General features: G+C 38.8%; 23 protein-coding genes, 2 tRNA genes and 3 rRNA genes. 25 read left to right on the top strand and 3 right to left on the bottom strand.

Annotated features, from left to right (window positions below):
- Positions 1-158: 158 nt before the first annotated feature.
- Positions 159-665 carry a phosphatidylglycerophosphatase A family protein gene (locus IGJ34_RS03205; RefSeq protein ID WP_430598112.1) on the bottom strand — a complete coding sequence of 169 codons (507 nt, stop codon included), beginning with the start codon at positions 663-665 and terminating at the stop codon, positions 159-161.
- Between the two features lie 85 nt (positions 666-750).
- Between IGJ34_RS03205 and IGJ34_RS03210 the strand changes: the two genes are divergently transcribed.
- Positions 751-993 carry a DUF1450 domain-containing protein gene (locus IGJ34_RS03210; RefSeq protein WP_430598113.1) on the top strand — a complete coding sequence of 81 codons (243 nt, stop codon included), beginning with the start codon at positions 751-753 and terminating at the stop codon, positions 991-993.
- Positions 994-1,033: 40 nt separating this feature from the next.
- Here the strand turns inward: IGJ34_RS03210 and IGJ34_RS03215 are convergent, their stop codons facing one another.
- Positions 1,034-2,047 carry an NAD(P)/FAD-dependent oxidoreductase gene (locus IGJ34_RS03215; RefSeq protein ID WP_430598114.1) on the bottom strand — a complete coding sequence of 338 codons (1,014 nt, stop codon included), beginning with the start codon at positions 2,045-2,047 and terminating at the stop codon, positions 1,034-1,036.
- Between the two features lie 224 nt (positions 2,048-2,271).
- Here IGJ34_RS03215 and IGJ34_RS03220 point away from each other — a divergent pair, with 224 nt between their 5' ends.
- Complete coding sequence (locus IGJ34_RS03220) at positions 2,272-2,859, top strand: peptidylprolyl isomerase (protein ID WP_069653722.1); 588 nt, start codon at positions 2,272-2,274, stop codon at positions 2,857-2,859.
- Between the two features lie 61 nt (positions 2,860-2,920).
- On the opposite strand, the gene IGJ34_RS03225 is transcribed toward IGJ34_RS03220, so the two are convergent.
- Positions 2,921-4,087, bottom strand: a complete 1,167-nt coding sequence (locus tag IGJ34_RS03225) for a MalY/PatB family protein (RefSeq protein WP_430598115.1) — start codon at positions 4,085-4,087, stop codon at positions 2,921-2,923.
- 193 nt (positions 4,088-4,280) lie between these two features.
- On the opposite strand from IGJ34_RS03225, the gene IGJ34_RS03230 reads away from it, so the two are divergent.
- The 23 genes from IGJ34_RS03230 (at position 4,281) to accD (ending at position 25,504) form a co-directional block, all read left to right on the top strand.
- Positions 4,281-4,649, top strand: coding sequence for a CvfD/Ygs/GSP13 family RNA-binding post-transcriptional regulator (locus tag IGJ34_RS03230; protein ID WP_069653724.1), 369 nt, complete (start codon positions 4,281-4,283; stop codon positions 4,647-4,649).
- A 64-nt stretch (positions 4,650-4,713) separates the two neighbouring features.
- Positions 4,714-5,085 (top strand): hypothetical protein, encoded by a 372-nt coding sequence (locus IGJ34_RS03235; RefSeq protein WP_181429481.1) that lies wholly within the window; start codon positions 4,714-4,716, stop codon positions 5,083-5,085.
- A 136-nt stretch (positions 5,086-5,221) separates the two neighbouring features.
- A complete protein-coding gene (locus tag IGJ34_RS03240) occupies positions 5,222-5,728 on the top strand; it encodes a GNAT family N-acetyltransferase (RefSeq protein ID WP_430598116.1) in 507 nt (168 codons plus the stop codon).
- Between the two features lie 556 nt (positions 5,729-6,284).
- Positions 6,285-7,845 (top strand): 16S ribosomal RNA (locus tag IGJ34_RS03245).
- Positions 7,846-7,927: 82 nt separating this feature from the next.
- Positions 7,928-8,000: transfer RNA gene (locus tag IGJ34_RS03250), tRNA-Ala, on the top strand.
- A 185-nt stretch (positions 8,001-8,185) separates the two neighbouring features.
- A 23S ribosomal RNA gene (locus tag IGJ34_RS03255) occupies positions 8,186-11,097 on the top strand.
- Between the two features lie 95 nt (positions 11,098-11,192).
- Positions 11,193-11,308: ribosomal RNA gene (rrf, locus tag IGJ34_RS03260) — 5S ribosomal RNA — on the top strand.
- The 16S, 23S and 5S rRNA genes sit together here with 2 tRNA genes alongside, the layout of an rRNA operon.
- 7 nt (positions 11,309-11,315) lie before the next feature.
- A tRNA-Asn gene (locus IGJ34_RS03265) sits at positions 11,316-11,389 on the top strand.
- 286 nt (positions 11,390-11,675) lie between these two features.
- On the top strand, positions 11,676-12,728 hold the full coding sequence (locus IGJ34_RS03270; RefSeq protein ID WP_430598117.1) for a glycosyltransferase family 4 protein: 1,053 nt from the start codon (positions 11,676-11,678) through the stop codon (positions 12,726-12,728).
- 14 nt (positions 12,729-12,742) lie between these two features.
- Positions 12,743-13,966 (top strand): glycosyltransferase family 4 protein, encoded by a 1,224-nt coding sequence (locus IGJ34_RS03275; RefSeq protein ID WP_069653308.1) that lies wholly within the window; start codon positions 12,743-12,745, stop codon positions 13,964-13,966.
- A gap of 118 nt (positions 13,967-14,084) precedes the next feature.
- Positions 14,085-14,975: an NAD(P)-dependent oxidoreductase gene (locus IGJ34_RS03280; RefSeq protein ID WP_069653309.1), complete on the top strand. Its 891-nt coding sequence runs from the start codon at positions 14,085-14,087 to the stop codon at positions 14,973-14,975.
- A gap of 99 nt (positions 14,976-15,074) precedes the next feature.
- Positions 15,075-15,305 carry a YkuJ family protein gene (locus IGJ34_RS03285; protein ID WP_010760442.1) on the top strand — a complete coding sequence of 77 codons (231 nt, stop codon included), beginning with the start codon at positions 15,075-15,077 and terminating at the stop codon, positions 15,303-15,305.
- A gap of 385 nt (positions 15,306-15,690) precedes the next feature.
- On the top strand, positions 15,691-16,131 hold the full coding sequence (gene fabT, locus IGJ34_RS03290; protein ID WP_069653310.1) for a fatty acid biosynthesis transcriptional regulator FabT: 441 nt from the start codon (positions 15,691-15,693) through the stop codon (positions 16,129-16,131).
- 14 nt (positions 16,132-16,145) lie between these two features.
- The gene (locus IGJ34_RS03295; RefSeq protein ID WP_069653311.1) at positions 16,146-17,105 is read left to right on the top strand and encodes a beta-ketoacyl-ACP synthase III; all 960 of its coding nucleotides are present in this window, start codon (positions 16,146-16,148) and stop codon (positions 17,103-17,105) included.
- A gap of 49 nt (positions 17,106-17,154) precedes the next feature.
- Positions 17,155-17,379: an acyl carrier protein gene (locus IGJ34_RS03300; protein WP_010760445.1), complete on the top strand. Its 225-nt coding sequence runs from the start codon at positions 17,155-17,157 to the stop codon at positions 17,377-17,379.
- A 187-nt stretch (positions 17,380-17,566) separates the two neighbouring features.
- Positions 17,567-18,523, top strand: coding sequence for an enoyl-[acyl-carrier-protein] reductase FabK (fabK, locus tag IGJ34_RS03305; RefSeq protein WP_069653312.1), 957 nt, complete (start codon positions 17,567-17,569; stop codon positions 18,521-18,523).
- Positions 18,524-19,347: 824 nt separating this feature from the next.
- Positions 19,348-20,277 carry an ACP S-malonyltransferase gene (gene fabD, locus IGJ34_RS03310; protein ID WP_206838320.1) on the top strand — a complete coding sequence of 310 codons (930 nt, stop codon included), beginning with the start codon at positions 19,348-19,350 and terminating at the stop codon, positions 20,275-20,277.
- A gap of 3 nt (positions 20,278-20,280) precedes the next feature.
- Complete coding sequence (gene fabG, locus IGJ34_RS03315) at positions 20,281-21,018, top strand: 3-oxoacyl-[acyl-carrier-protein] reductase (RefSeq protein ID WP_111247651.1); 738 nt, start codon at positions 20,281-20,283, stop codon at positions 21,016-21,018.
- A gap of 26 nt (positions 21,019-21,044) precedes the next feature.
- Entirely contained in the window at positions 21,045-22,280 is a 1,236-nt protein-coding gene (gene fabF / locus IGJ34_RS03320; RefSeq protein WP_069653315.1) for a beta-ketoacyl-ACP synthase II, read from the top strand.
- Position 22,281: 1 nt separating this feature from the next.
- Entirely contained in the window at positions 22,282-22,776 is a 495-nt protein-coding gene (gene accB / locus IGJ34_RS03325; protein ID WP_430598118.1) for an acetyl-CoA carboxylase biotin carboxyl carrier protein, read from the top strand.
- Positions 22,777-22,825: 49 nt separating this feature from the next.
- Positions 22,826-23,245: a 3-hydroxyacyl-ACP dehydratase FabZ gene (gene fabZ, locus IGJ34_RS03330; RefSeq protein WP_069653317.1), complete on the top strand. Its 420-nt coding sequence runs from the start codon at positions 22,826-22,828 to the stop codon at positions 23,243-23,245.
- 7 nt (positions 23,246-23,252) lie between these two features.
- The gene (locus IGJ34_RS03335) at positions 23,253-24,623 is read left to right on the top strand and encodes an acetyl-CoA carboxylase biotin carboxylase subunit (protein ID WP_111247654.1); all 1,371 of its coding nucleotides are present in this window, start codon (positions 23,253-23,255) and stop codon (positions 24,621-24,623) included.
- 14 nt (positions 24,624-24,637) lie between these two features.
- Positions 24,638-25,504: an acetyl-CoA carboxylase, carboxyltransferase subunit beta gene (gene accD, locus IGJ34_RS03340; RefSeq protein ID WP_430598119.1), complete on the top strand. Its 867-nt coding sequence runs from the start codon at positions 24,638-24,640 to the stop codon at positions 25,502-25,504.

Consider the following 25,504-nt stretch of genomic DNA (forward strand, 5'->3'; position numbering starts at 1 on the left):
ATATAATATGTTGCATACTTTAAACTTATTATAATGGACATCTTACTAACGAAGCAATTGAAAAGCTGTAAAAAATATAAAAAAGAGCAGAAAATTTTATTTATGTACCTAAAACTTAGATATCAATAATTTTCTACCCTTACTCTATTTACGAATGATTATTGTGTGATTCTACTTTTATCTGGCTGAGAGTGAGCTAATCGACTAGCTGCGGCTGCCGCAATTGCGCCAACAATATCATCTAAAAAAGTATTGACTTGCGGTCCTTCATGAGAATTTAACTTAGCTAAAATACCAGGCTTTACTTTGTCGATATAGCCATAATTTGTAAAACCGATCGAACCATAAACATTAACGATTGAAAGTGCTAAAATTTCATCAATACCGTATAAACCTTCATCTTCTTCTAAAATTTCTTGTAAAGGATGAAGTAATTTCTTTTCTTCAGCTAAAATATCTAATTGAATACCAGTGATGATCGTGTTGTGCACTTCGCGTTTTGATAACACACTATCAATATGTTCAATACAAGTTGCTACATCAAGATCTTCTATATAAGGTTTTTGTAAAAATAAAACCAATTCCGCCAAATCTTCCATCTCGACACCGCGTTCTTTCAATAATTGACGCGCCTTTTGTTCTAATGTTTCACCTTTTATGACCAAAATAAAAACCTCCGATGCATCATTTTTAAACTTATAATACATCAATGGTATACTATCTACAGAGAAAATTGCAAGGAGAAAATCAATGAACCCTCTAATAGAATGTTGTGAACAAAATTTAGCTAAAGGTGCAGAGCTGTTAATGAATGATCTATTTATTGAAGAAAATGGTGATGTAATTTCTTATTCTTGCATGAATGAATGTGTTCTTTGTGCTCAAACATTCTTTGTTTTATTTGAAGGAGAACGAATTACGGGTGCAACACCAGAAGAACTGGTTGAAAATATAAAAAAAGCGATTGTGCAATGGCAAGAAGAAATGGGATAAAAAATAAAACGCGCCTTTTAAAGGAGCGTTTTATTTTTTATTAAAGCATTTTTGCTTCTTTTCCTTCAAATAAACTAGTACTATGCATTGGCTGAGTTCTTGTGTTGGGTTTAATAAAGTGCAATGCATTATTGACAGCAGTGGGAGCTTCACCGAAACCTGTTGCTATCAGTTTTACTTTGCCATCATAGTTACAAATATCACCAACAGCGTAAACACCAGGAATATTTGTCGACATATCTGAGTTGACTTCAATAGCGTTTCGGCTAACATCTAAACCCCAGTCTTTTAAATGCCCCAATGATGACGTAAAACCGTAGTTGATGATCAAAGAATCTAAGTCTAGCTTTTCAAAATTATCTGCTTTTGTTTCTTTCAATTGAATACCTTTGAATGCGTTATTCTCTACTAAAAGTTGATCAATAACATAAGGCGTATAAATAGATACTTTAGAATTTTTCAAATTCTCTACACTGTGTTCATGACCACGAAATTCAGGACGACGATGGATGATCGATACTTCTTTTGCAACCGGCTCTAACATCAAAGCCCAATCAATAGCAGAATCACCACCACCAGCTATAGCAACTTTTTTACCAGAGAATTTATTCATATCTGTCACATAATAATGAACATGATTTCCTTCAAGTTCTGCTGCACCATCGATCATGAGACGTCGAGGTTGGAAGGACCCATTTCCGATAGCGAAAATAACAGCTTTAGAATAGTGAACGCCTTTTGTTGTTTCAATGCGTAAGTAGCCATCTTCTTGAACCAAATTTCGCACTTCTTCTTCCAAACAAGTCTCATGGGCAAATGGAGCGATTTGTTTTTCTAAATTTCCAATCAGTTCGCTGGCTTTGATTGCGGGAAAACCGGGAACATCATAAATATATTTTTCGGGGTAAAGCGTAGAAAGTTGTCCACCAAGTTGAGGCAAACTATCAATTATTTTAGTTTTTGCTTTGCGGATACCAGCATAAAAAGCGGCAAAAAGACCGACAGGACCAGCGCCAACAATCGTTAGATCATATATATTTTTTGAATCAGACATCAAAATTTCCTCCAGTTTCTATAATAAAAAAGTTTTCATCTATATAAATGAAAGCAACAATGTAGTATATCGTTTTTCACAAAATATCACTTGTAACAGAAAAAAGCAAGTAAGAGTTTGTGAAAAAAAGCTTCTCTTAAAAGAATAGCAAAGATAATGGAATTTTCAAGTGAAGTTGTTTATGATATTATAAGTAAGTAAAAAATAACGAGGAGGAAATAACGATGTCAGAATTTCCACAATTAGATTTAGCAAATGCAAAAGGCCCTAAAGCCGTGATAAAAACCAACCGCGGAGACATTACTGTTCAGCTTTTCCCAGAACAAGCACCAAAAACAGTTGAAAACTTTGTTCAACTAGCGAAAAAGGGCTATTATGATGGGGTGATTTTTCACCGTGTTATTCCTGATTTCATGATCCAAGGTGGCGATCCTACCGGAACAGGTATGGGCGGCGAAAGTATTTATGGCGAAAAATTCGAAGATGAATTTTCTAAAGATGTGTTCAATTTACGTGGTGCACTATCAATGGCAAATGCTGGTCCAAATACTAACGGTAGCCAATTTTTTATCGTAAACAATCAAAATGTTCCAGCAAATATGATGGGGCAACTAGAAGGTGCCGGATTCCCAACAGAAGTAATTGAAGCCTACAAAAAAGGTGGAACACCATGGTTAGATTTCCGTCACACAGTCTTTGGTCATGTTGTAGAAGGTATGGATGTAGTCGATGAAATCGGCGGAGTACAAAGGGACTCTCAAGATCGTCCAACATTTGATGTAGTCATCGATAAAGTAGAAATTAGTGAATAAACAGCAACGAAGTAAAAAAAGTGAAACTAGAACCCATTAAGGTTCTGGTTTCACTTTTTTATTATTCAAAAGAGTGTTTGATTCTCCGTAAGCCTTCTGACAGTGTTTCTTTTGGACAGGCCACATTTAAGCGCATGTGTTGCGTCCCTTTAGGACCAAAGGTAATTCCAGGATTCAAAACAACTTTTCCTTTATGGACGAGTTGATTTTGCAGTTGTGCATCGGTCAAACCCAAAGCGGAAAAATCTAACCAAATCAAGTAAGTACCTTCTGGATGCATCATTTTGACGCTAGGAAGTTCAGCTTTTAAGAAATTGGTAACCATATCAATGTTTTCTTTTAGATAACCAAGTAATTCATCTAACCAATCATCACCGTGTTCATAAGCAGCCTCTGTTCCTACGTAACCGAAAATGTTGATTTCGTTCTGAAAATTACGTTCCTGTGCTTCAACGAATTGTTTTCGCAAATCAGGATTTTCGATGAAGATCATGGAGTTTTTAATACCAGCTAAGTTGAAGGTTTTTGTTGCTGCAGTCAAAGTAATCGAAAAATCTTTGAATGTCGAGTGAACATTTGTGAATGTTGTAAATACATGCGGAGCAAAAATCAAATCTTGATGAATCTCATCGCTAACAACGAGCACATCATATTTTGCGCATAATTTACCAAAAGCTTCAAGCTCACCTTTTGTCCAAACACGTCCGCCTGGATTGTGAGGGTTGCAGAGGATGAATAGTCGAACGTTTTCAGCAACGAAGTATTTTTCCATCTCTTCTAGATCCATAATAAAGTGTTCTTGATCTATTGATAATTGACTACGGACTAGCTTTCGATCATTTTGTTCAACAACTTTGGCAAACGGAGGATAAACTGGATCGTGAATCATAATAGCATCGCCAGGTTCAGTGTAAGCTTGAATAGCCAAAGAGAGACTTGGCACGACACCGCTGTTAAATAGGATCGCTTCTTTGCTAACGGAATAATTGTGATGTCGCTTCTGCCAACGTTGAATTGCTTCGTACAATGAATCAGGAGCTAGAGAGTAGCCCAAAATTCCTTGTTCTGCTGTTCGATTTATAGCGTCTAGAACAGGCTGATTGGCTTTGAAATCCATATCAGCTATCCATAATGGTAACAAGCCATCTTCTCCATAAGTATCTTTAATGGAATCCCACTTAGAACAATTTGTGTTACGGCGTTCATAGACTGTATCAAATTCTACCATTCAATTCTTCCTTTCTAGATCAAAATATTTTTCGTTAAACGAGACTTAACTATAGTATAATGGAGTTTCAACGAAATATGAACAAAAAGAATTAATAATGGTAGAAATAAATCCATGCACTATTTAATGGAACATGATATCATTTGAAATGAGAAAATTATTTTTGTGGCAATAACGAAATGAGGATAATAATATGGAATACAAAATAGGAATGATTCTTGACGGGACAATAACCGGTCTACAACCATATGGTGCGTTTGTTTCATTAAATGATACGGTCCAAGGGTTGATACATGTATCAGAAGTGCAGGCAGGTTTTACCAAAAATATTCATAGTTTATTGACTGTCGGACAAAAGGTCAAAGTTCAAGTGATTGATATAGACGAATACTCAAAAAAAATCAGCTTATCTTTAAGAACGTTAGAGACTCAAATACAGCAACCAAATCATCGACGTAAAAAATATTTCACGAATAAAAATAAGAAAATCGGCTTTGAAACCTTAGAACATGAGCTTCCTATCTGGAGGAACGAGGCGATGAATGCACTACTTGAGAAATAAATCTGTTTTTTTTCAGAAAATATGGTACAATTTTCCTAGTTTCTGAAAACAAAAATTAATTGAGGTGGATGTTTTGTCTAACAAAAAAGTCGCTGGTACTATTATGCTGAATCTAAATGATGGTTCGAAAAAATTTCTTGTTCATCCAGTGGGTGAGTCAATGGCGTTTGTTACAACAAAAGTTTCTGAGGATATGACGGGTTTAGCGAGTATGTTACAAGTTTTCAAGGAAGAAATTCAACTAGATGTTACTTCAATTAATTTAGTCGAGTTAACAAATGCTCATACAGATGCTGAAAATATGCCTTTGTTTGTATTTGAAATGAATGAAGATCATGTAGTCCCAACTATTGATAATAGATATGCATGGGAAAAACCATCTAAATTAAAAACTTTATTAGCTTCTTATGAAATTGAAGGAGTCCCGATGTTTTAAAACTAAATAGGTACATAAAGAATAAGAGAAGGATACTACTGTACAACTCTTATCACAGAAACATAAGACGGGACAAAGCTATAATCTAGTTTTGTTCCGTTTTCTTTTAATACATTTTTTTTCGGAGGAAATCGCCATGAAATTAAAACAAGTAACAATAGGAGAAACGCAAATTGCTATGTCTGTATTAAAAGAGAGTGCCGAATGGTTGAAAGAACAAGGGAGTAATCAATGGTCAGAGGTTTTACAAGGCGAAGATAAACACGGATTAGAAGAAGCTGTTACTAAAGGTGAAGTTTATTTCTTCTATAATAGTAAGAATCAACTAATAGGAATGGCAGCTGCATGGAAAACTCCGACTGAATGGGATAAATTACTTTGGAAAGATTTCGGCTTTCACCAATCCGCATGCTACATACATCGCGTCATCATTCGTCCTACATACAGAGGAAAAGCATATGGAGAAGAATTGTTAAGTGCTTTAAAACGAAAGTTTCTTGATGAAGTATCTGAGTTACGTTTAGATTGTTTAGGTAGCAATCAGAAGTTAATTCAGTTCTATCAAGAAAACGGATTTGTTAACATTGGTAGCTCAAAAGATTCTAATGAAAATGAATTCGAACTATTTTCATATAAATTATAAAGAACGATCGGGATTCGTTGCTATTTTTTTAAAAAAACTAATATTGAAACTATTTTGAGTCAGAAAAGCGAAAATACAAGAGATGGTGAGAAGTTAAGATAAAAAACTTTTAAAATTTTTTCAAAAAATGGTTGACCAATAAAGAAAAACTTGTTATATTATATCTTGTCGCAAGGCACTGACGAATTATGCTGAACGGCAATAATAGAATAACATTTCAAGTTTTAAAAAAACTTGAAAAATCAGGAAGAAAGTTGTTGACAAATAACAAACAACCTGGTAAACTAATGAAGTTGTCACGAAACATCCGATAACATCAAGCAGAAAAAACTTTGAAACTTTTTTAAAAAAAGTGTTGACATCGAATCGAAGATTTGGTATGATATAAAAGTTGCTGCGAGGTAACACAGTAGACCTTTGAAAACTGAACAAAGTAAGACGAACCAAATGTGTAGGTTGTTTTTACAACGGTAAAAGCAAACAACAATTTTAACAAAGCGAAGCAATATGCTAGCAAACAAATGAGCTTAACAATCTTCGGATTGTGTTCAACTTTTATTATGAGAGTTTGATCCTGGCTCAGGACGAACGCTGGCGGCGTGCCTAATACATGCAAGTCGAACGCTTCTTTTCTACCGAGTGCTTGCACTCATTTGAAAAGAGGAGTGGCGGACGGGTGAGTAACACGTGGGTAACCTACCCATCAGAGGGGGATAACACTTGGAAACAGGTGCTAATACCGCATAATAATCGACACCGCATGGTGTTGATTTGAAAGACGCTTTCGGGTGTCACTGATGGATGGACCCGCGGTGCATTAGCTAGTTGGTGAGGTAACGGCTCACCAAGGCCATGATGCATAGCCGACCTGAGAGGGTGATCGGCCACACTGGGACTGAGACACGGCCCAGACTCCTACGGGAGGCAGCAGTAGGGAATCTTCGGCAATGGACGAAAGTCTGACCGAGCAACGCCGCGTGAGTGAAGAAGGTTTTCGGATCGTAAAACTCTGTTGTTAGAGAAGAACAAGTAGGAGAGTAACTGCTCTTACCTTGACGGTATCTAACCAGAAAGCCACGGCTAACTACGTGCCAGCAGCCGCGGTAATACGTAGGTGGCAAGCGTTGTCCGGATTTATTGGGCGTAAAGCGAGCGCAGGCGGTTTCTTAAGTCTGATGTGAAAGCCCCCGGCTCAACCGGGGAGGGTCATTGGAAACTGGGAGACTTGAGTGCAGAAGAGGAGAGTGGAATTCCATGTGTAGCGGTGAAATGCGTAGATATATGGAGGAACACCAGTGGCGAAGGCGACTCTCTGGTCTGTAACTGACGCTGAGGCTCGAAAGCGTGGGGAGCAAACAGGATTAGATACCCTGGTAGTCCACGCCGTAAACGATGAGTGCTAAGTGTTGGAGGGTTTCCGCCCTTCAGTGCTGCAGCTAACGCATTAAGCACTCCGCCTGGGGAGTACGACCGCAAGGTTGAAACTCAAAGGAATTGACGGGGGCCCGCACAAGCGGTGGAGCATGTGGTTTAATTCGAAGCAACGCGAAGAACCTTACCAGGTCTTGACATCCTTTGACCACTCTAGAGATAGAGCTTTCCCTTCGGGGACAAAGTGACAGGTGGTGCATGGTTGTCGTCAGCTCGTGTCGTGAGATGTTGGGTTAAGTCCCGCAACGAGCGCAACCCTTATTGTTAGTTGCCATCATTCAGTTGGGCACTCTAGCGAGACTGCCGGTGACAAACCGGAGGAAGGTGGGGATGACGTCAAATCATCATGCCCCTTATGACCTGGGCTACACACGTGCTACAATGGGAAGTACAACGAGTCGCTAGGCCGCGAGGTCATGCAAATCTCTTAAAGCTTCTCTCAGTTCGGATTGTAGGCTGCAACTCGCCTACATGAAGCCGGAATCGCTAGTAATCGCGGATCAGCACGCCGCGGTGAATACGTTCCCGGGCCTTGTACACACCGCCCGTCACACCACGAAAGTTTGTAACACCCGAAGTCGGTGAGGTAACCCTTGTGGAGCCAGCCGCCTAAGGTGGGATAGATGATTGGGGTGAAGTCGTAACAAGGTAGCCGTATCGGAAGGTGCGGCTGGATCACCTCCTTTCTAAGGAATATTACGGAAACTTACACATTCGTCGATACTTTGTTCAGTTTTGAGAGGTTTACTCTCAAGTTAATAGCGCCATGGGGCCTTAGCTCAGATGGGAGAGCGCCTGCTTTGCACGCAGGAGGTCAGCGGTTCGATCCCGCTAGGCTCCATTAGTAACCACTAGGTTACTAATATTGTTCATTGAAAACTGGATATTGAAGTAAAAAAGTAATCAAAACAAACCGAGAACACCGCGTTGAATGAGTTTTTTAAGTAAAATAGTTCGAAGCTTATTTTATTGGTGACGCCTCTATCGCTAGAGAAACGAACCAAACAATTGACCGAAAGGTCATCAGGTTAAGTGAATAAGGGCGCACGGTGGATGCCTTGGCATTAGGAGCCGATGAAGGACGGGACTAACACCGATATGCTTTGGGGAGCTGTAAGTGAGCTATGATCCAGAGATTTCCGAATGGGGAAACCCAGCATCTTTTATAGGATGTTACTTTCCAGTGAATACATAGCTGGTTAGAGGTAGACGCAGAGAACTGAAACATCTAAGTACCTGCAGGAAGAGAAAGAAAATTCGATTCCCTGAGTAGCGGCGAGCGAAACGGGAAGAGCCCAAACCAACAAGCTTGCTTGTTGGGGTTGTAGGACTCCGATATGGTAGTCTGTCAAGATAGTCGAAGAACCTGGAAAGGTTCGCCAAAGTGGGTAATAGCCCCGTAGACGAAATGTTGGCAACACCTAGGAGTATCCTGAGTACGGCGGAACACGAGAAATTCCGTCGGAATCCGCGGGGACCATCCCGCAAGGCTAAATACTCCCTAATGACCGATAGTGAACCAGTACCGTGAGGGAAAGGTGAAAAGCACCCCGGAAGGGGAGTGAAATAGATCCTGAAACCGTGTGCCTACAACAAGTCAAAGCCCGTTAATGGGTGATGGCGTGCCTTTTGTAGAATGAACCGGCGAGTTACGATTGCATGCGAGGTTAAGGTGAAGAACCGGAGCCGCAGCGAAAGCGAGTCTGAATAGGGCGAATGAGTATGTAGTCGTAGACCCGAAACCATGTGATCTACCCATGGCCAGGTTGAAGGTGTGGTAAAACGCACTGGAGGACCGAACCCACGTACGTTGAAAAGTGCGGGGATGAGCTGTGGGTAGCGGAGAAATTCCAAACGAACTTGGAGATAGCTGGTTCTCTCCGAAATAGCTTTAGGGCTAGCCTCGGAATTAAGAATGATGGAGGTAGAGCACTGTTTGGACTAGGGGCCCATCTCGGGTTACCGAATTCAGATAAACTCCGAATGCCATTCATTTATATCCGGGAGTCAGACTGCGAGTGATAAGATCCGTAGTCGAAAGGGAAACAGCCCAGACCACCAGCTAAGGTCCCAAAATATATGTTAAGTGGAAAAGGATGTGGGGTTGCACAGACAACTAGGATGTTGGCTCAGAAGCAGCCACCATTTAAAGAGTGCGTAATAGCTCACTAGTCGAGTGACCCTGCGCCGAAAATGTACCGGGGCTAAACATATTACCGAAGCTGTGGATTACACCTCTGGTGTAATGGTAGGAGAGCGTTCTAAGGGCGTTGAAGGTCGATCGTGAGGACGGCTGGAGCGCTTAGAAGTGAGAATGCCGGTATGAGTAGCGAAAGACGGGTGAGAATCCCGTCCACCGTATGACTAAGGTTTCCTGGGGAAGGCTCGTCCGCCCAGGGTTAGTCGGGACCTAAGCCGAGGCCGATAGGCGTAGGCGATGGACAACAGGTTGATATTCCTGTACCAGTTGTTTTTGTTTGAGCAATGGAGGGACGCAGGAGGCTAAGGAATGCATGCGACTGGAAGTGCATGTCCAAGCAGTAAGTCTTGAGTAGAGTCAAATGCTTTACTCTATACGGACAAGCTGTGATGGGGAGGGAAATAATAGTACCGAAGTTCCTGATGTCACACTGTCAAGAAAAGCTTCTAGTGAGAAAACAACTGCCCGTACCGTAAACCGACACAGGTAGTCGAGGAGAGTATCCTAAGGTGAGCGAGCGAACTCTCGTTAAGGAACTCGGCAAAATGACCCCGTAACTTCGGGAGAAGGGGTGCTGACTTCGGTCAGCCGCAGTGAATAGGCCCAAGCGACTGTTTATCAAAAACACAGGTCTCTGCAAAATCGAAAGATGAAGTATAGGGGCTGACGCCTGCCCGGTGCTGGAAGGTTAAGAGGATGGGTTAGCTTCGGCGAAGCTCAGAATTGAAGCCCCAGTAAACGGCGGCCGTAACTATAACGGTCCTAAGGTAGCGAAATTCCTTGTCGGGTAAGTTCCGACCCGCACGAAAGGCGTAACGATTTGGGCACTGTCTCAACGAGAGACTCGGTGAAATTTTAGTACCTGTGAAGATGCAGGTTACCCGCGACAGGACGGAAAGACCCCATGGAGCTTTACTGTAGCTTGATATTGAGTGTTTGTACCACATGTACAGGATAGGTAGGAGCCGATGAACCCGGAACGCTAGTTTCGGTGGAGGCGCTGGTGGGATACTACCCTTGTGTTATGAACCCTCTAACCCGCACCACTTATCGTGGTGGGAGACAGTGTCAGGTGGGCAGTTTGACTGGGGCGGTCGCCTCCTAAAGAGTAACGGAGGCGCCCAAAGGTTCCCTCAGAATGGTTGGAAATCATTCGCAGAGTGTAAAGGCAGAAGGGAGCTTGACTGCGAGACTTACAAGTCGAGCAGGGACGAAAGTCGGGCTTAGTGATCCGGTGGTTCCGCATGGAAGGGCCATCGCTCAACGGATAAAAGCTACCCTGGGGATAACAGGCTTATCTCCCCCAAGAGTCCACATCGACGGGGAGGTTTGGCACCTCGATGTCGGCTCGTCGCATCCTGGGGCTGTAGTCGGTCCCAAGGGTTGGGCTGTTCGCCCATTAAAGCGGCACGCGAGCTGGGTTCAGAACGTCGTGAGACAGTTCGGTCCCTATCCGTCGCGGGCGTTGGAAATTTGAGAGGAGCTGTCCTTAGTACGAGAGGACCGGGATGGACTTACCGCTGGTGTACCAGTTGTTCTGCCAAGGGCATTGCTGGGTAGCTATGTAGGGAAGGGATAAACGCTGAAAGCATCTAAGTGTGAAGCCCACCTCAAGATGAGATTTCCCATTTCTTTAAGAAAGTAAGACCCCTGAGAGATGATCAGGTAGATAGGTTGGAAGTGGAAGTGCAGTGATGTACGGAGCGGACCAATACTAATCGGTCGAGGACTTAACCAAAGAAACGAAATAAAAAAGAGTTTCGGAATGTTTGATTACTACTTCAATCCAGTTTTGAGTGAATAATCACTCAACTAAATAGCAACAACACCCAGTGTGGTGGCGATAGCGAGAAGGATACACCTGTTCCCATGCCGAACACAGAAGTTAAGCTTCTTAGCGCCGATTGTAGTGAAGGGTTTCCCTTTGTGAGAGTAGGACGTCGCCACGCTAATTATTCCGGCATAGCTCAGTTGGTAGTAGCGCATGACTGTTAATCATGATGTCGTAGGTTCGAGTCCTACTGCCGGAGTTAAAGAACGAAGACTTAATAAGTTTTCGTTCTTTTTTTAGTTTATAGTAAAATAAATTTTATTATTTGATAGAATAAACAAAAGGTGAAATAATGATAGAAACGGGTAAAATTGATTATCACTATCTAACAATTTTGTCATGTAAAGGATCTATTTAGCGGAAAAATGGCTTTCTTATGCTATTTTTTGATATAATATTTGTAAGATAATGAAACTAGGACTTTAGGTTGAGTGAGGATTTTTTAACCTATGTTATAATGCTTTAAAGAAGCTAGGAGGGGCAACGTGAAGGTTTTATTATATTTTGAAGGTGAAAAAATATTAGCGAAGTCTGGAATTGGACGAGCGTTAGACCATCAGAAGCGAGCGCTCTCTGAAGTTGGGATTGAATATACATTAGATGCTAATTGCACAGATTATGACATCTTACACATTAATACGTATGGAATCAATAGCCATAGTATGGTAAATAAAGCAAAAAAGATGGGAAAAAAAGTTATCTACCATGCACACTCAACACAGGAAGATTTTAGAAATTCATTTATTGGATCTAATCAAATTTCACCTCTAGTTAAAAAATACTTAGTTAGCTTATACTCTAAAGCTGATTATTTAATTACACCGACGCCTTATTCTAAGGCTTTATTAGAAGGTTATGGTATAACAGTTCCAATATCTTCCATTTCAAATGGAATTGATTTAAATAGATTTGAACGTTCTAAAGAAAAAGAAGAAAAATTTAAAGAGTATTTTAAAATCAACGAAAATCAAAAAGTGATTATTTGCGTAGGATTGTATTTTGAAAGAAAAGGAATTACTGACTTTGTTGAACTGGCTAGAAAATTTCCAGAATATCGTTTTATCTGGTTTGGTCATACACCTATGTATTCAATTCCTAGAGCAATTAGAACAATTGTAAAAGAAGACCATCCGGCAAATGTGGAGTTTCCAGGTTATATAAAAGGGGATATAATCGAAGGGGCATATTCAGCTGCTGATCTTTTTTTCTTCCCTTCTTATGAAGAAACAGAGGGAATTGTCATATTAGAGGCTTTAGCCAGCAAACAACAAGTTTTGGTAAGAGATATTCCTGTCTATAAAGGTTGGCTTGAGAATGAAGTGAATTGTTACATGGGAAAGAGCAACGAAGACTTCACTTATTTAATCGACGGACTTATTACAGATAAGATACAAAATACATGTCAAGCAGGTTTTGAAGTTGCTAAGGAGAAAAGTATTGAACGAATCGGATATGAGCTAAAAAAAGTTTATGAAAAAGTGATAAGCAATGATCCGGTAAAAAATAAAGAATGTGTACAGCATGAAAATCAAAATTAATGGAGGGGAACAAAGTGAAATTTGGTTTCTTTACAGACACATATTTCCCCCAAGTTAGTGGGGTTGCAACATCTATTAAGACGCTTAAAGATGAATTGGAACAAAAAGGACATCAAGTTTATATTTTTACAACTACTGACCCGAATGCAAAAGAATTTGAAGAAGATGTTATTCGGATGCCAAGTGTGCCTTTTGTCTCATTCAAGGATCGCAGAATTGTAGTACGCGGTATGTGGTATGCTTATCTAATTGCAAAAGAGTTAGATTTAGATTTGATTCACACGCATACAGAATTCGGTGCGGGATTATTAGGTAAAATGGTGGGCAAAAAACTTAAAGTTCCTGTTATTCACACGTATCATACTATGTATGAGGATTATTTGCATTATATTGCCAAAGGAAAAGTTGTACGTCCAACACATGTGAAATATTTTTCTCGTTTCTTTGCGAATCACACAACAGGTGTAGTGTGTCCAAGTGAGAGAGTCATTGACAAATTAAAAGAATATGGCGTAACATCACCAATGAGAATCATTCCAACAGGAATCGACATTCAAAAATTTGAAAGACCTGATATTACCCTTGAAATGCAAAAAGCTCTTCGAGATGAATTAGGATTAAATGATGACAATATCATGTTACTCTCTTTGAGTCGTATTTCCTATGAAAAAAATATTCAAGCAATCGTTAATGGTTTACCAACTGTTTTTGAACATTTCCCAAGTGCTCGTTTCGTTATTGTGGGAGATGGCCCTTACGTTGATAAGTTACGTTGTTTGGGGGAAGAATTAGGAATAAGTGATAAAATCCAATTCGTCGGAGAAGTGCCGAATGATCAGGTAGCTATTTACTATAAAGCTGCTGATTATTTTGTCAGTGCTTCAACTTCAGAAACACAAGGGCTGACATACACTGAAGCGATGGCTTCTGGAGTTCCTTGTGTGGTTGAGGGCAATGCTTATTTGAATAATTTATTTGATCATGAATCTCTGGGACGGACGTTTAAAGCTGATGTCGATTTTGCCCCGACATTTATTGAATATGTAGAATCAGGTATTACACCAGATAAAGCTATTTTAAAGGAAAAACTTTATGAAATATCAGCAACTCGATTTGGAAATGTAATGCTTGAATTTTATGAAGATATGATTAAATACTATGATCAACTTACTATAGAAAAAGAAGCTGCAGCTTCTATTGAACGAATCAAAGTCAAGTTTACATCTTTGAGAAAATAAATGTTAAAAAGAGGCTGGAACTGAAGCGTTTATTCGCATCTCGGGTGTGAAACAAAAGTAATTTTTACTTTTGTCTTACACCTGTTTTTTTATTAAAATTATTAGGGGGATTAAGACTATGTCACAAATTGGATTCATTGGAACAGGGGTTATGGGAGCTTCGATCGTTAGAAACATGATAAAACAAGGATTGAATGTAAATGTCTATAATCGGACCAAAAGTAAAACAGATGAATTAATAAAAGAAGGTGCTGTTTGGCAGGAAACGCCTGCCGCTATTACAGAGGCTAGTGATATTATATTCACTATGGTCGGATTTCCAAAAGACGTCGAGACAATCTATTTTAATGAAAATGGTATTTTTTCAAAAGATATTACAGATAAGATAATTGTTGATTTAACTACAAGTACACCGACATTGGCTGAAAAGATAGCGGTAAAGGCAAATGAATTAGGCGGAATAGCATTAGATGCTCCTGTATCTGGGGGCGATTTAGGAGCTAAAAATGGGACACTGACAATCATGGTAGGTGGGGATCAGGCCGCATATGAGAAAGTGTTACCGATTTTTAAAACCTTCGGGAAAACTTTTACATTACAAGGTGAGTCAGGAAAAGGTCAACATACTAAAATGGCAAACCAAATCATGATTGCTGGAACAATGACTGGGATGACTGAAATGATGGTTTATGCAAATAAAGCAGGATTAGACTTGGATAAGGTCATTGAGACCCTATCTGGTGGAAGTGCGGCAAATTGGTCATTAAGTAACTATAGTCCGAGAATATTAAAAGAGAACTATTCTCCAGGATTTTTTGTCAAACATTTTATAAAAGATTTAAAGATTGCCTTAGATGAAGCTGAGAAAATGAATCTTGACTTACCAGCAACTAAATTAGCTACAGATTTGTACGAAAAGCTTGCTAATAAAGGATTTGAAAACGATGGAACACAAGCACTTATCAAGTTATGGTGGACAGATGGAAAGCAACCGATGACTAAAGATTAAAGAACAGCAAAAAAATTAAAAAAAATGACGAAAAATCATGCAAGAAAGACAATGTTTTGATACAATGGTACAGAACTAGTTTTTAAAGGGAGGCCCATTATGAAACATTCACAACTTGTGGCGATTATCAAGCGACTTGAAGCGATGACTGAAGCAACAGACAACGAAATTCAAGTTCGCCGTTTTGAACGCGAAGGTGCAGAAAAATGCATCGTAACTTACGATAAATCAACTGAAACATTTGAATTAACAGAAACTGATTCTCAACAAAGCTATCAATTTGATAATATTGATATTGTTGCGATGGAAATTTATGATTTAATTCAATAATTAGTGAATTTCAGTAAGTATTCAACAAAATTAATAACAATTATCAAAAATCCTGTGGCGTACATATAGTGTACGCCACAGGATTTTTTTATAATTGTAAAATTTTTCGTTAATCATTTGTTTGTACTACTATTAAAATAGAAAAAATTTGATAATCCAACTAATTTGATGAGTATACGATAAGGATCAACAACCCAATTTTTTTAACTAAAAAAAATAATAATTCGAATTCTCCTTATTTATCAAGGTAAAATAGCGTATTTTGTTCCTTTCTTGATTAAGAAAAATAAAATATTGATTTTTTTACTTGCAATCTTTTTTCTTTTGCGATATAGTTTGAACATCAAATGATTTGATAATCAAAGTATATGGATGGTGCGCACACATGGAACCTAATTTAGAAACAGTCAATGATTATCTTGTCAGTGTCTTTAACGATATTTTGACGATTGAAGAATCTGAATTAAAAAAATCACAATTCAATGATTTATCCATTACTGAAATGCACACAATTGAAGCAATTGGAATGTATAGAAAAAAAACTTCTTCGGAAGTTGCTAAAGAATTGTCGATTACCGTTGGGACGTTGACCGTAGCAATCAATAATCTTGTAAAAAAAGGATATGTTGAACGCATACGAAGTGAAGATGATCGTCGAGTAGTAAAGTTAGGTTTGACAAAAAAAGGAAAACTACTTTTCCGTGTTCATCAGCACTTCCATAGAGAAATGGTCAAGAGAATTCTAAACGGAATGGGTAAAGCCGAAGAACAAGCTTTATTAAAAGCGTTGAAGAATCTTCATGATTTCTTAAAGGAATATAAATAAAAGTGAGGACCAAGATGAATCAACATGCAAAAATAACTTGTACGAGCCGTTATGTTCCTGAAAATGCAGTATCCAACGATCGCCTTGCTACAATGATGGATACTTCAGACGATTGGATTTCCAGTCGAACAGGCATACGTTCAAGAAACATTGTTACGAATGAAAATACTTCGGACTTATGTATCAAAGTAGCTGAAAAGTTATTAACAAAATCTGGAAAGAATGCTGAAGAGTTGGATTTTATCCTTGTGGCAACGATGACACCAGATTATGGTACACCTTCAGTTGCTTGTCTAGTTCAAGGAAGTATTTCAGCTAATCAAGCTTTTGCTTTTGATATCAGCGCTGCTTGTAGTGGTTTTGTCTATGCTTTGAGCATGGGTGAAAAATTGATTCGTACTGGAAAAAAACTTGGTATGGTCATCGGTGGGGAAACATTATCTAAGGTTCTAGATTGGGATGACCGAAGTACGGCTGTATTGTTTGGTGATGGAGCAGCTGGCGTACTATTGGAAGCAAGTGATGAAGAACATTTTTTAAATGAAAAACTCCAAGCTGATGGACAAAGAGCAACGTCATTGACTTCTGGCTATATGGAAAACAAGAGTCCGTTTTATTCGGGCACATCTGAAAGCTCTAGTTATCTACAAATGACTGGAAGAGATATTTATGATTTTTCATTGAATGATGTGACAAACAATATTCGGGAAATCGTAGCTGAAGATGTAGATTATTTGTTGCTACACCAAGCAAACAAACGAATCATCGAAAAGATATCAAAAAAACTTAAAGTACCAAGAGATAAATTTCTCACAAATATGGAACATAATGGTAACACCTCTGCTGCGAGCATTCCGCTATTATTGGATGAATCAGTAGAAAAAGGAGTACTTGAATTAGGCTCCAATCAAAAAATTGTGTTAACAGGCTACGGCGGCGGTTTAACGTGGGGATCGATTCTCTTAACGCTGTAAAACTGTAACTATATAAACTAAAAAAGAAAATTATTGGAGGAATATACACATGGTATTCGAAAAAATTCAAGCAATTATTGTAGAAGAATTAGGTAAAGAGCCTGAGGAAGTAAAATTAACAACTAACATTCAAGAAGAATTAGATGCGGATAGCTTAGATTTATTCCAAATCATCAATGAAATCGAAGATGCTTTCGACATAAAAATCGAATCTGAAGACGGCATCACGACTGTTCAAGATTTAGTAACTTATGTAGAAAAACAAAAAGCATAATAATCAAAGCGATTAGGTAAAATAAAAAAGTTGGAAGAGCCTGGCTCTGTGCGATTCTCAACAATTGCTGAAGAGCCTGGTTTTTTTCATGCCGCTCGTTGGAATTAGAAAGGCTGGTACTAAACTTACAGAGTTTTGTTCCAGTCCTTTTTTGACTAATTATTCTATAGTTTGAAGGATGTAATATATGCAATCAAAGATAGGTGAACTGATCGGAATTGAATACCCCATTTTTCAAGGTGGCATGGCTTGGATTGCAGATGCTTCATTAGCTGGAGCAGTTTCTGAAGCTGGTGGACTGGGGATTATCGCAGGTGGTAATGCACCTAAAGAAGTCGTTCAAACTGAAATCAAAAAAATCAAAGAAATCACAGATAAACCTTTTGGTGTCAACATTATGCTGCTTTCACCATTTGCACAGGATATCGTAGATTTAGTTTGTGAAGAGAATGTTCCGGTCGTGACGACAGGAGCGGGAAATCCTAGCAAATATATGGCTCGTTTTAAAGAACATAACATTAAAGTAATTCCAGTGGTTCCTTCTGTTGCACTAGGTGCTAGAATGGAAAAAATAGGAGCAGATGCGGTCATTGTTGAAGGCATGGAAGCTGGAGGACATATCGGTAAATTGACAACAATGAGTATTGTACCGCAAGTTGTAGATGCATTAACAATTCCTGTGATTGCTGCGGGTGGCATCGGTGATGGTCGTGGTATGGCAGCTGTATTGATGTTAGGAGCAGATGCGGTCCAAGTTGGCACACGATTTTTAGTTGCAAAAGAATGTACTGTACATGAAAATTATAAAGCCAGAATTATTAAAGCGAGAGACATTGATACGACAGTTACTTGTCAACATTTTGGACATCCAGTAAGGGCAATCAAAAATAAGTTGACCAATGAATATGATCGATTAGAGAAAATCGAATTAAAAAAGGCTAATCCAGATCTTGTGCAATTTGATGAATTAGGGCAAGGGGCTTTGCGAAAAGCAGTTGTAGAGGGCGATGTAGATCATGGCTCGATCATGGCAGGACAAATCGCAGGTCTTGTAACAAAAGAAGAAACAGCAAAAGAAATTATTGAATCTTATATTAGTGAGACAAAAGAAGTCATGGCTGCTGAATGTAGTCGATGGTTGTAACACAGAATCTTTTGTCAATAAACGATAAATATATCTAAGTTTGTGGAACACAACGTTTCTACATCGATCTTATCAATTACTAAGAGCTAAAGCTTTAAGAATTGAAGATCTTTCAGAAAAAGACAAAACTTAAGTGTGATAAAGTGCATCACATTTAAGTTTTCCTATTTTTCATTGATGCTAAGTGAACCCACTCAGCTTTTAATTTATCTAGTTTTATGAGCCAGTCTCTCGGAAAAAAGATGAAATATGCATGTGACAAAAAACGTCACAAACATATTTCCCTATTTTTCAGTCGAGATTGAACGGCTCACTCAGCTTTTAATTCATCTAGCTTTATGAGCCAGTCTCTCGGAAAAAAGATGAAATATGCATGTGACAAAGAACGTCACAAACACATTTCCCTATTTTTCAGTCGAGACTAAACGGCTCGTTCAGCTTTTAATCTATCTAGCTTCACGAGCTAGCTCTTCGGGAAAAAGATAAAAATCGAATGTGATAAAGAACATCACAGTCAATTTTTCCTATTTTCCAGTCAGAACTAAATGAGCTCGTTCAGCTTTTAATCTATCTAGCTTCACGAGCTAGTTCTTAGGGAAAAAGATAAAAATCGAATGTGATAAAGAACATCACAGTCAATTTTTCCTATTTTCCAGTCAGAACTAAATGAGCTCGTTCAGCTTTTAATCTATCTAGCTTCACGAGCTAGCTCTTCGGAAAAATGATAAAAATCGAATGTGATAAAGAACATCACAGTCAATTTATCCTATTTTCCAGTCAGAACTAAACGGCTCGTTCAGCTTTTAAAGTAAGGGAGTAACGTAATGAAAACAGCTTTTGTATTTAGTGGACAAGGCGCTCAGTATATTGGGATGGGCAAAGAATTATTTGATCAAGAAAATATTATTCAAGAAACATTTCAAGAAGCTAGTGATGCTCTAGGTTACGATATGGCAGAGCTTTGCTTTACTGAAAATGATCGATTAAACGAGACGATGTACACACAACCAGCGATTTTAACAGTTAGTATTGCCTTTTATCGTTTGTTGCAAGCTAAAGGGTATCAGCCTGATGTTGTGGCAGGTCTTAGCTTAGGTGAATACAGTGCGCTAGTTGCAAGTGGAGCGATTACCTTTAAAGAAGCTGTTCAACTTGTTGAAAAAAGAGGAAAGCTTATGACGGAGGCTGCCCCTTCTGGTACTGGGAAAATGGTTGCGGTGATGAACGCTGAACGATCCTTAATCGAAGCGTGTTGTCAAAAGGCAAGTGACCTTGGAATCGTTTCGCCCGCAAATTATAATACACCTCAACAAATTGTAATTGGGGGTGAGACACCTGCAGTTGATAAGGCGATAGACTTGTTAACAGAAGCTGGTGTTAAACGGATGATTCCGCTAAAAGTTAGTGGTCCTTTTCATACAGCCCTCTTAAAGCCGGCAGCTGAAAAATTAGCGATTGAACTAGAAAATATAAATTTTGCAGAAATGACGATTCCTGTGATTAGCAACACTACAGCACAAGTAATGGCGCAAGCAGAAATAAAAGTATTATTAGAAAAGCAAGTAATGTCTGCTGTTCGTTTTGCTGATAGTATCGAAACGATAAAAAAAATGAATGTTGATGCAATTATAGAAGTTGGACCAGGTAAAACACTGACTGGTTTTATTAAGAAGATTGACAAAGAAATAAAAACGGCTCGTGTCGAAGATGAAAAAACATTATCTGAAACTGAAGCTCTTTTAAATGGGAGGTAGCGAATGGAACTCAAAGGAAAAAATGTGTTTGTTACAGGAAGTACTCGAGGAATAGGGAAAGCTGTAGCTTTAGCATTTGCTAAAGAAGGGGCCAATATTGTACTGAATGGGCGTGGAGAAATCAGCGCTGAACTAATTACTGAAATAGAATCGTTTGGTGTTAAATGTATCGGTATTTCTGGAGATATCGCAAGTTTCGAATCTGCGGGTAAAATGATCCAAGATACAATCGAAGGCTTAGGTTCAATCGATATTTTAGTTAATAATGCCGGGATTACGAACGATAAATTATTGTTGAGAATGTCAGAAGAAGATTTTACACGTTGTATCCAAATCAATTTAACTGGAACATTCAACATGACACAACATGCAATTAAAAAAATGATGAAACAACGTAGTGGCAGTATCATTAATATGTCTAGTGTTGTTGGTTTGATGGGAAATATTGGTCAAGCGAATTATGCGGCAAGTAAAGCTGGAGTCATCGGATTAACAAAATCTGTAGCGAGAGAAGTTGCTGCACGAGGAATTACATGTAATGCGATTGCACCTGGTTTTATTGAAACTGAAATGACAGAAATTTTATCTGATAAAGTAAAAGAACAAATGAGCCAGCAAATTCCACTTCAATCGTTTGGTCAAGTGGAGGATGTGGCTAAAACGGCTATCTTTTTAGCAAGAAGTCCATATATTACAGGGCAGGTTTTAAATGTAGATGGTGGTTTAGTCATGAATGGCTAATGAATAATCTTGAAAGGAGCGGTTGAATGAATCGCGTAGTGATTACAGGTTATGGTGTAGCATCCCCAATAGGGAATGACGCAGAAACCTTTTTAGAAAGTTTACAAGTAGGAAAAAACGGAATTGGTCCGATTACTAAATTTGATGCGGGTGAAACAGGCATTACATTAGCGGCAGAGGTAAAAGATTTTCCTTTTGATAAGTATTTTGCAAAAAAAGATGCTAAACGAATGGACATGTTTTCTCTATTTGGTATTTATGCAGCATTAGAAGCGATGGAAATGAGTAAATTAGATACGGATCAAATTGATGTAGACCGTTTTGGTGTCATGGTAGGTTCAGGTATTGGTGGACTTCAAACGATTCAAGATCAAGTAACTCGAATGCGTGAAAAAGGACCTAAGCGAGTAGCGCCTTTATTTATCCCGATGGCAATTGGAAATATGGCGGCTGGTAATATCGCTCTACGTGTGGGAGCAAGAGGTACCTGTACGGCAACGGTAACAGCTTGTGCTACGGCGAATAATTCGATCGGTGAAGCGTTTAGAAATATTAAACATGGTTATTCAGATGTACTATTAGCAGGTGGAACCGAAGCTTCTATCACTGAAATCGGGATTGCAGGTTTTGCTTCATTAACAGCAGTTACTTCTGAGGAAGACCCGAAGAGAGGATCGATTCCTTTTGACAAAGACCGTAGTGGTTTTGTGATGGGGGAAGGTGCTGGAATTTTAGTGCTGGAATCTTTAGAACACGCTCAAAAAAGAGGGGCTAAAATTTTAGGAGAAATCGTTGGATATGGTTCGAACTGTGACGCTTATCATATGACGTCACCAAGACCTGATGGGAGTGGCGCTGCTAAAGCGATGAAATTAGCGATTGAAGAAGCCGCTATTGACACTGATAAAATTGGTTATATTAATGCCCATGGCACAAGTACACCATCCAATGATGTTGCAGAAACGAAAGCCATTCAAACTGCTCTAGGCGAAACTGCTCAAAAGGTCCGTGTCAGTAGTACAAAGAGTATGACGGGGCACGCTTTGGGCGCGACTGGGGGTATTGAAGCAATTGCAACATTAAATGCATTACAACATCAATTTATTCCACCAACAATCAATGTTGATCAACTTGATGAAGCAATTGAAATAAATATTGTTACAAATGAAAGTCAAAAACATGAATTTGATTATGCTTTAACAAATTCTTTCGGCTTTGGTGGTCACAATGCAGTACTTTGTTTAAAACGTTGGGAGGATTAAAATGAATATCAATGAAGTGAAAGAATTATTAACGCAGTTTGACCAATCAACACTAACGGAATTTGATCTTAAAGAAGGTTCCTTTGGTCTTTATATGAATAAAAATAAAGTGACGCAAAAATCATCTTCTGATGAAACAAAACAAGCAACTAACAATAATGCAACGAATCAAGAGACAACAGAAGTTGCGAGCCAAACAATTGAAGTAAAAGAAACGGTTAATGAAACAGTAATGGCAGAAGTAAAACCAGAAAATTCAGAAGAAATCATATCTCCAATCGTGGGCGTTGTGTATTTAAAACCAGCTCCGGATAAAGAAAACTTCAAACAAGTTGGTGATTCTGTGAAAAAAGGGGACGTCGTTTGTATTGTAGAAGCGATGAAACTGATGAATGAAATCACTGCAACGGTAGACGGTGTCATCACGGAAGTTTTGATAAAAAATGAAGATGTTGTGGAATTTAATCAACCATTATTCCGTGTCGCTATTTCTTAAATTCAAATTTGATGTAGAAAGACAACCAAAACAAATAAGGAGTGTCGCTATGAATATTGAAGAGATCAAAGCCATTATTCCTCATCGTTATCCTTTCTTATTATTGGATACTGTGGAAGAAATCGTAGTTGGGGAAAAAGTTATTGCAAAGAAAAATGTTACGATCAATGAACCATTTTTTCAAGGACATTTTCCAGGTGAGCCTGTTATGCCAGGTGTTCTGATTCTTGAAGCATTGGCGCAAGCGGGCGCTGTGGCGTTATTGTCTATGCCTGATTTTAAAGGCAAGACAGCCTATTTTGGTGGGATCGATAAAGCCAAGTTTAGACAAAAAGTTGTTCCAGGTGATACGTTGCTGTTAGAAGTAGAAATTATGAAAGTAAAATCAATAGCCGGCATCGGCAAAGGAACTGCGACTGTGAATGGGAAAAAAGTAGCGGAAGCAGAATTGACCTTTATGATTGGATAGGTGAGCTATGTTTTCAAAAGTTTTAATTGCAAATAGAGGAGAAATAGCAGTTCGAATCATTCGAGCATGTCGTGAATTAGGGGTACAAACTGTTGCGGTATACTCAGAAGCAGATAAAGAAGCGTTACACACACAGCTTGCAGATGAAGCGATTTGTATCGGACCAGCGAAAGCGGCTGATTCATATTTAAATGTACAGAGTGTGCTAAGTGCAGCAATCGTTACTAATGCTGAAGCAATCCATCCCGGTTTTGGTTTCTTATCAGAAAATAGCCAGTTTGCAGCAATGTGTGAAGAGTGTAATATTACTTTTATTGGTCCAAAGGCAGCAACAATTGATGCAATGGGGAATAAAATCAACGCACGTGAATTGATGCAAGAAGCGAATGTTCCGGTTATCCCTGGAAGTACTGGTGTGATTAGTTCTGTTGAAGAAGCGTTGACGATTGCTGATAATATTGGATATCCAGTTATGTTAAAGGCTGCTGCTGGTGGCGGTGGTAAAGGAATTCGCAAAGTGATGAGTAAAGAAGAATTACCTCAACATTTCACTTCAGCACAGCAAGAAGCAAAAGCGGCATTTGGTAATGATGATATGTATTTAGAAAAGATTATCTATCCAGCACGTCATATCGAAGTGCAAATTTTAGGTGACCAATATGGTCATGTGATTCATTTAGGAGAACGTGATTGTTCGTTACAACGGAATAATCAAAAAGTTTTAGAGGAATCACCTTCGATTGCAATCTCACCTGAAAAACGTCAGTTACTTGGTGAAACAGCAGTACGTGCAGCGAAAGCAGTCCACTATGAGAACGCAGGAACCATTGAATTTTTAATGGATCAATCGGGTGAATTTTACTTTATGGAAATGAATACTCGAATTCAGGTGGAACATCCTGTTACAGAAATGGTTACGGGGATTGATCTTGTTAAAGCACAGTTAAAAGTTGCATCTGGTGAAGAATTACCTTATACACAAGAAGATATTAAAATCACAGGGCATGCAATTGAATGTCGAATCAATGCTGAAAATCCTGCGTTTAATTTTGCTCCTTCTCCTGGAAAAATCAACAATTTGTTGCTTCCAAGCGGCGGAATGGGATTAAGAGTGGATAGTGCTATGTATTCTGGTTATACGATTCCACCCTTTTATGATTCGATGATCGCTAAAGTAATCGTTCATGGAAATGATCGAATGGATGCGTTGATGAAAATGCAGCGGGCGCTTAATGAAATCGTAACGGATGGTATCATCACAAATTCGGAATTTCAACTAGATTTAATTACACATAAAAGTGTATTGGCTGGCGATTATGATACGAGCTTTTTACAAGAAACGTTTTTACCAAATTGGGAACCAGAAAGCGATAATTAAAAAGGAGCAGGTGTATGGCTTTATTTAAAAAGAAAAACTACATTCGAATCAATCCGAATCGCGCGGGCGACCAACCTTCTGTAAAAAAACCTGCAGTTCCAGATAATATGTGGGCGAAGTGTCCTTGTTGTAAACGCACCTTATATACAAAAGACATGGGGGCAGAAAAAGTCTGTCCTTATTGCGGTTATAGCTTTAGAATTGGTGCTTGGGAGCGTCTAGCATTGACGGTAGATGAGAAAAGTTTTGAAGAATGGGATACAGATTTGATTACGAAAGATCCATTAGACTTTCCTGATTATTTAGATAAAATTACTAAGATGCAGGAAAAAACAGAATTACATGAAGCTGTTTTAACTGGAAAAGCCAAAATCGACGGGCAAGAAATTGGTATTGGTGTAATGGATGCTAATTTTATTATGGGTAGTATGGGCACTGTTGTAGGTGAAAAAATTACTCGATTGTTTGAACGAGCAACAGAACAACAGTTACCAGTGATTATTTTTACCGCCTCAGGTGGAGCTAGAATGCAAGAAGGTATTTTTTCTTTAATGCAAATGGCGAAAATTTCTGGTGCGTTGAAACGTCACAGCAACGCTGGATTACTTTATGTTACTGTGTTGACTGATCCAACAACAGGTGGTGTTACTGCTAGTTTCGCTATGGATGGCGATGTTATAATAGCCGAACCGCAAAGTTTGATTGGTTTTGCTGGGCGTCGCGTGATCGAGCAAACGATCCGTCAAGAGCTGCCAGACGATTTTCAAAAAGCAGAGTTCTTATTAGATCATGGTTTTGTTGATAAAATTGTTCCTAGAAATCAGTTGCAAGAAGCGCTTAGTAAATTAATAAAGATTCACACGATGAAAGGGTGGAAATAG

Origin of the sequence: Enterococcus sp. AZ177, from assembly GCF_050544585.1 — a bacterium.
In the GTDB taxonomy this organism is placed as follows: domain Bacteria; phylum Bacillota; class Bacilli; order Lactobacillales; family Enterococcaceae; genus Enterococcus_L; species Enterococcus_L plantarum.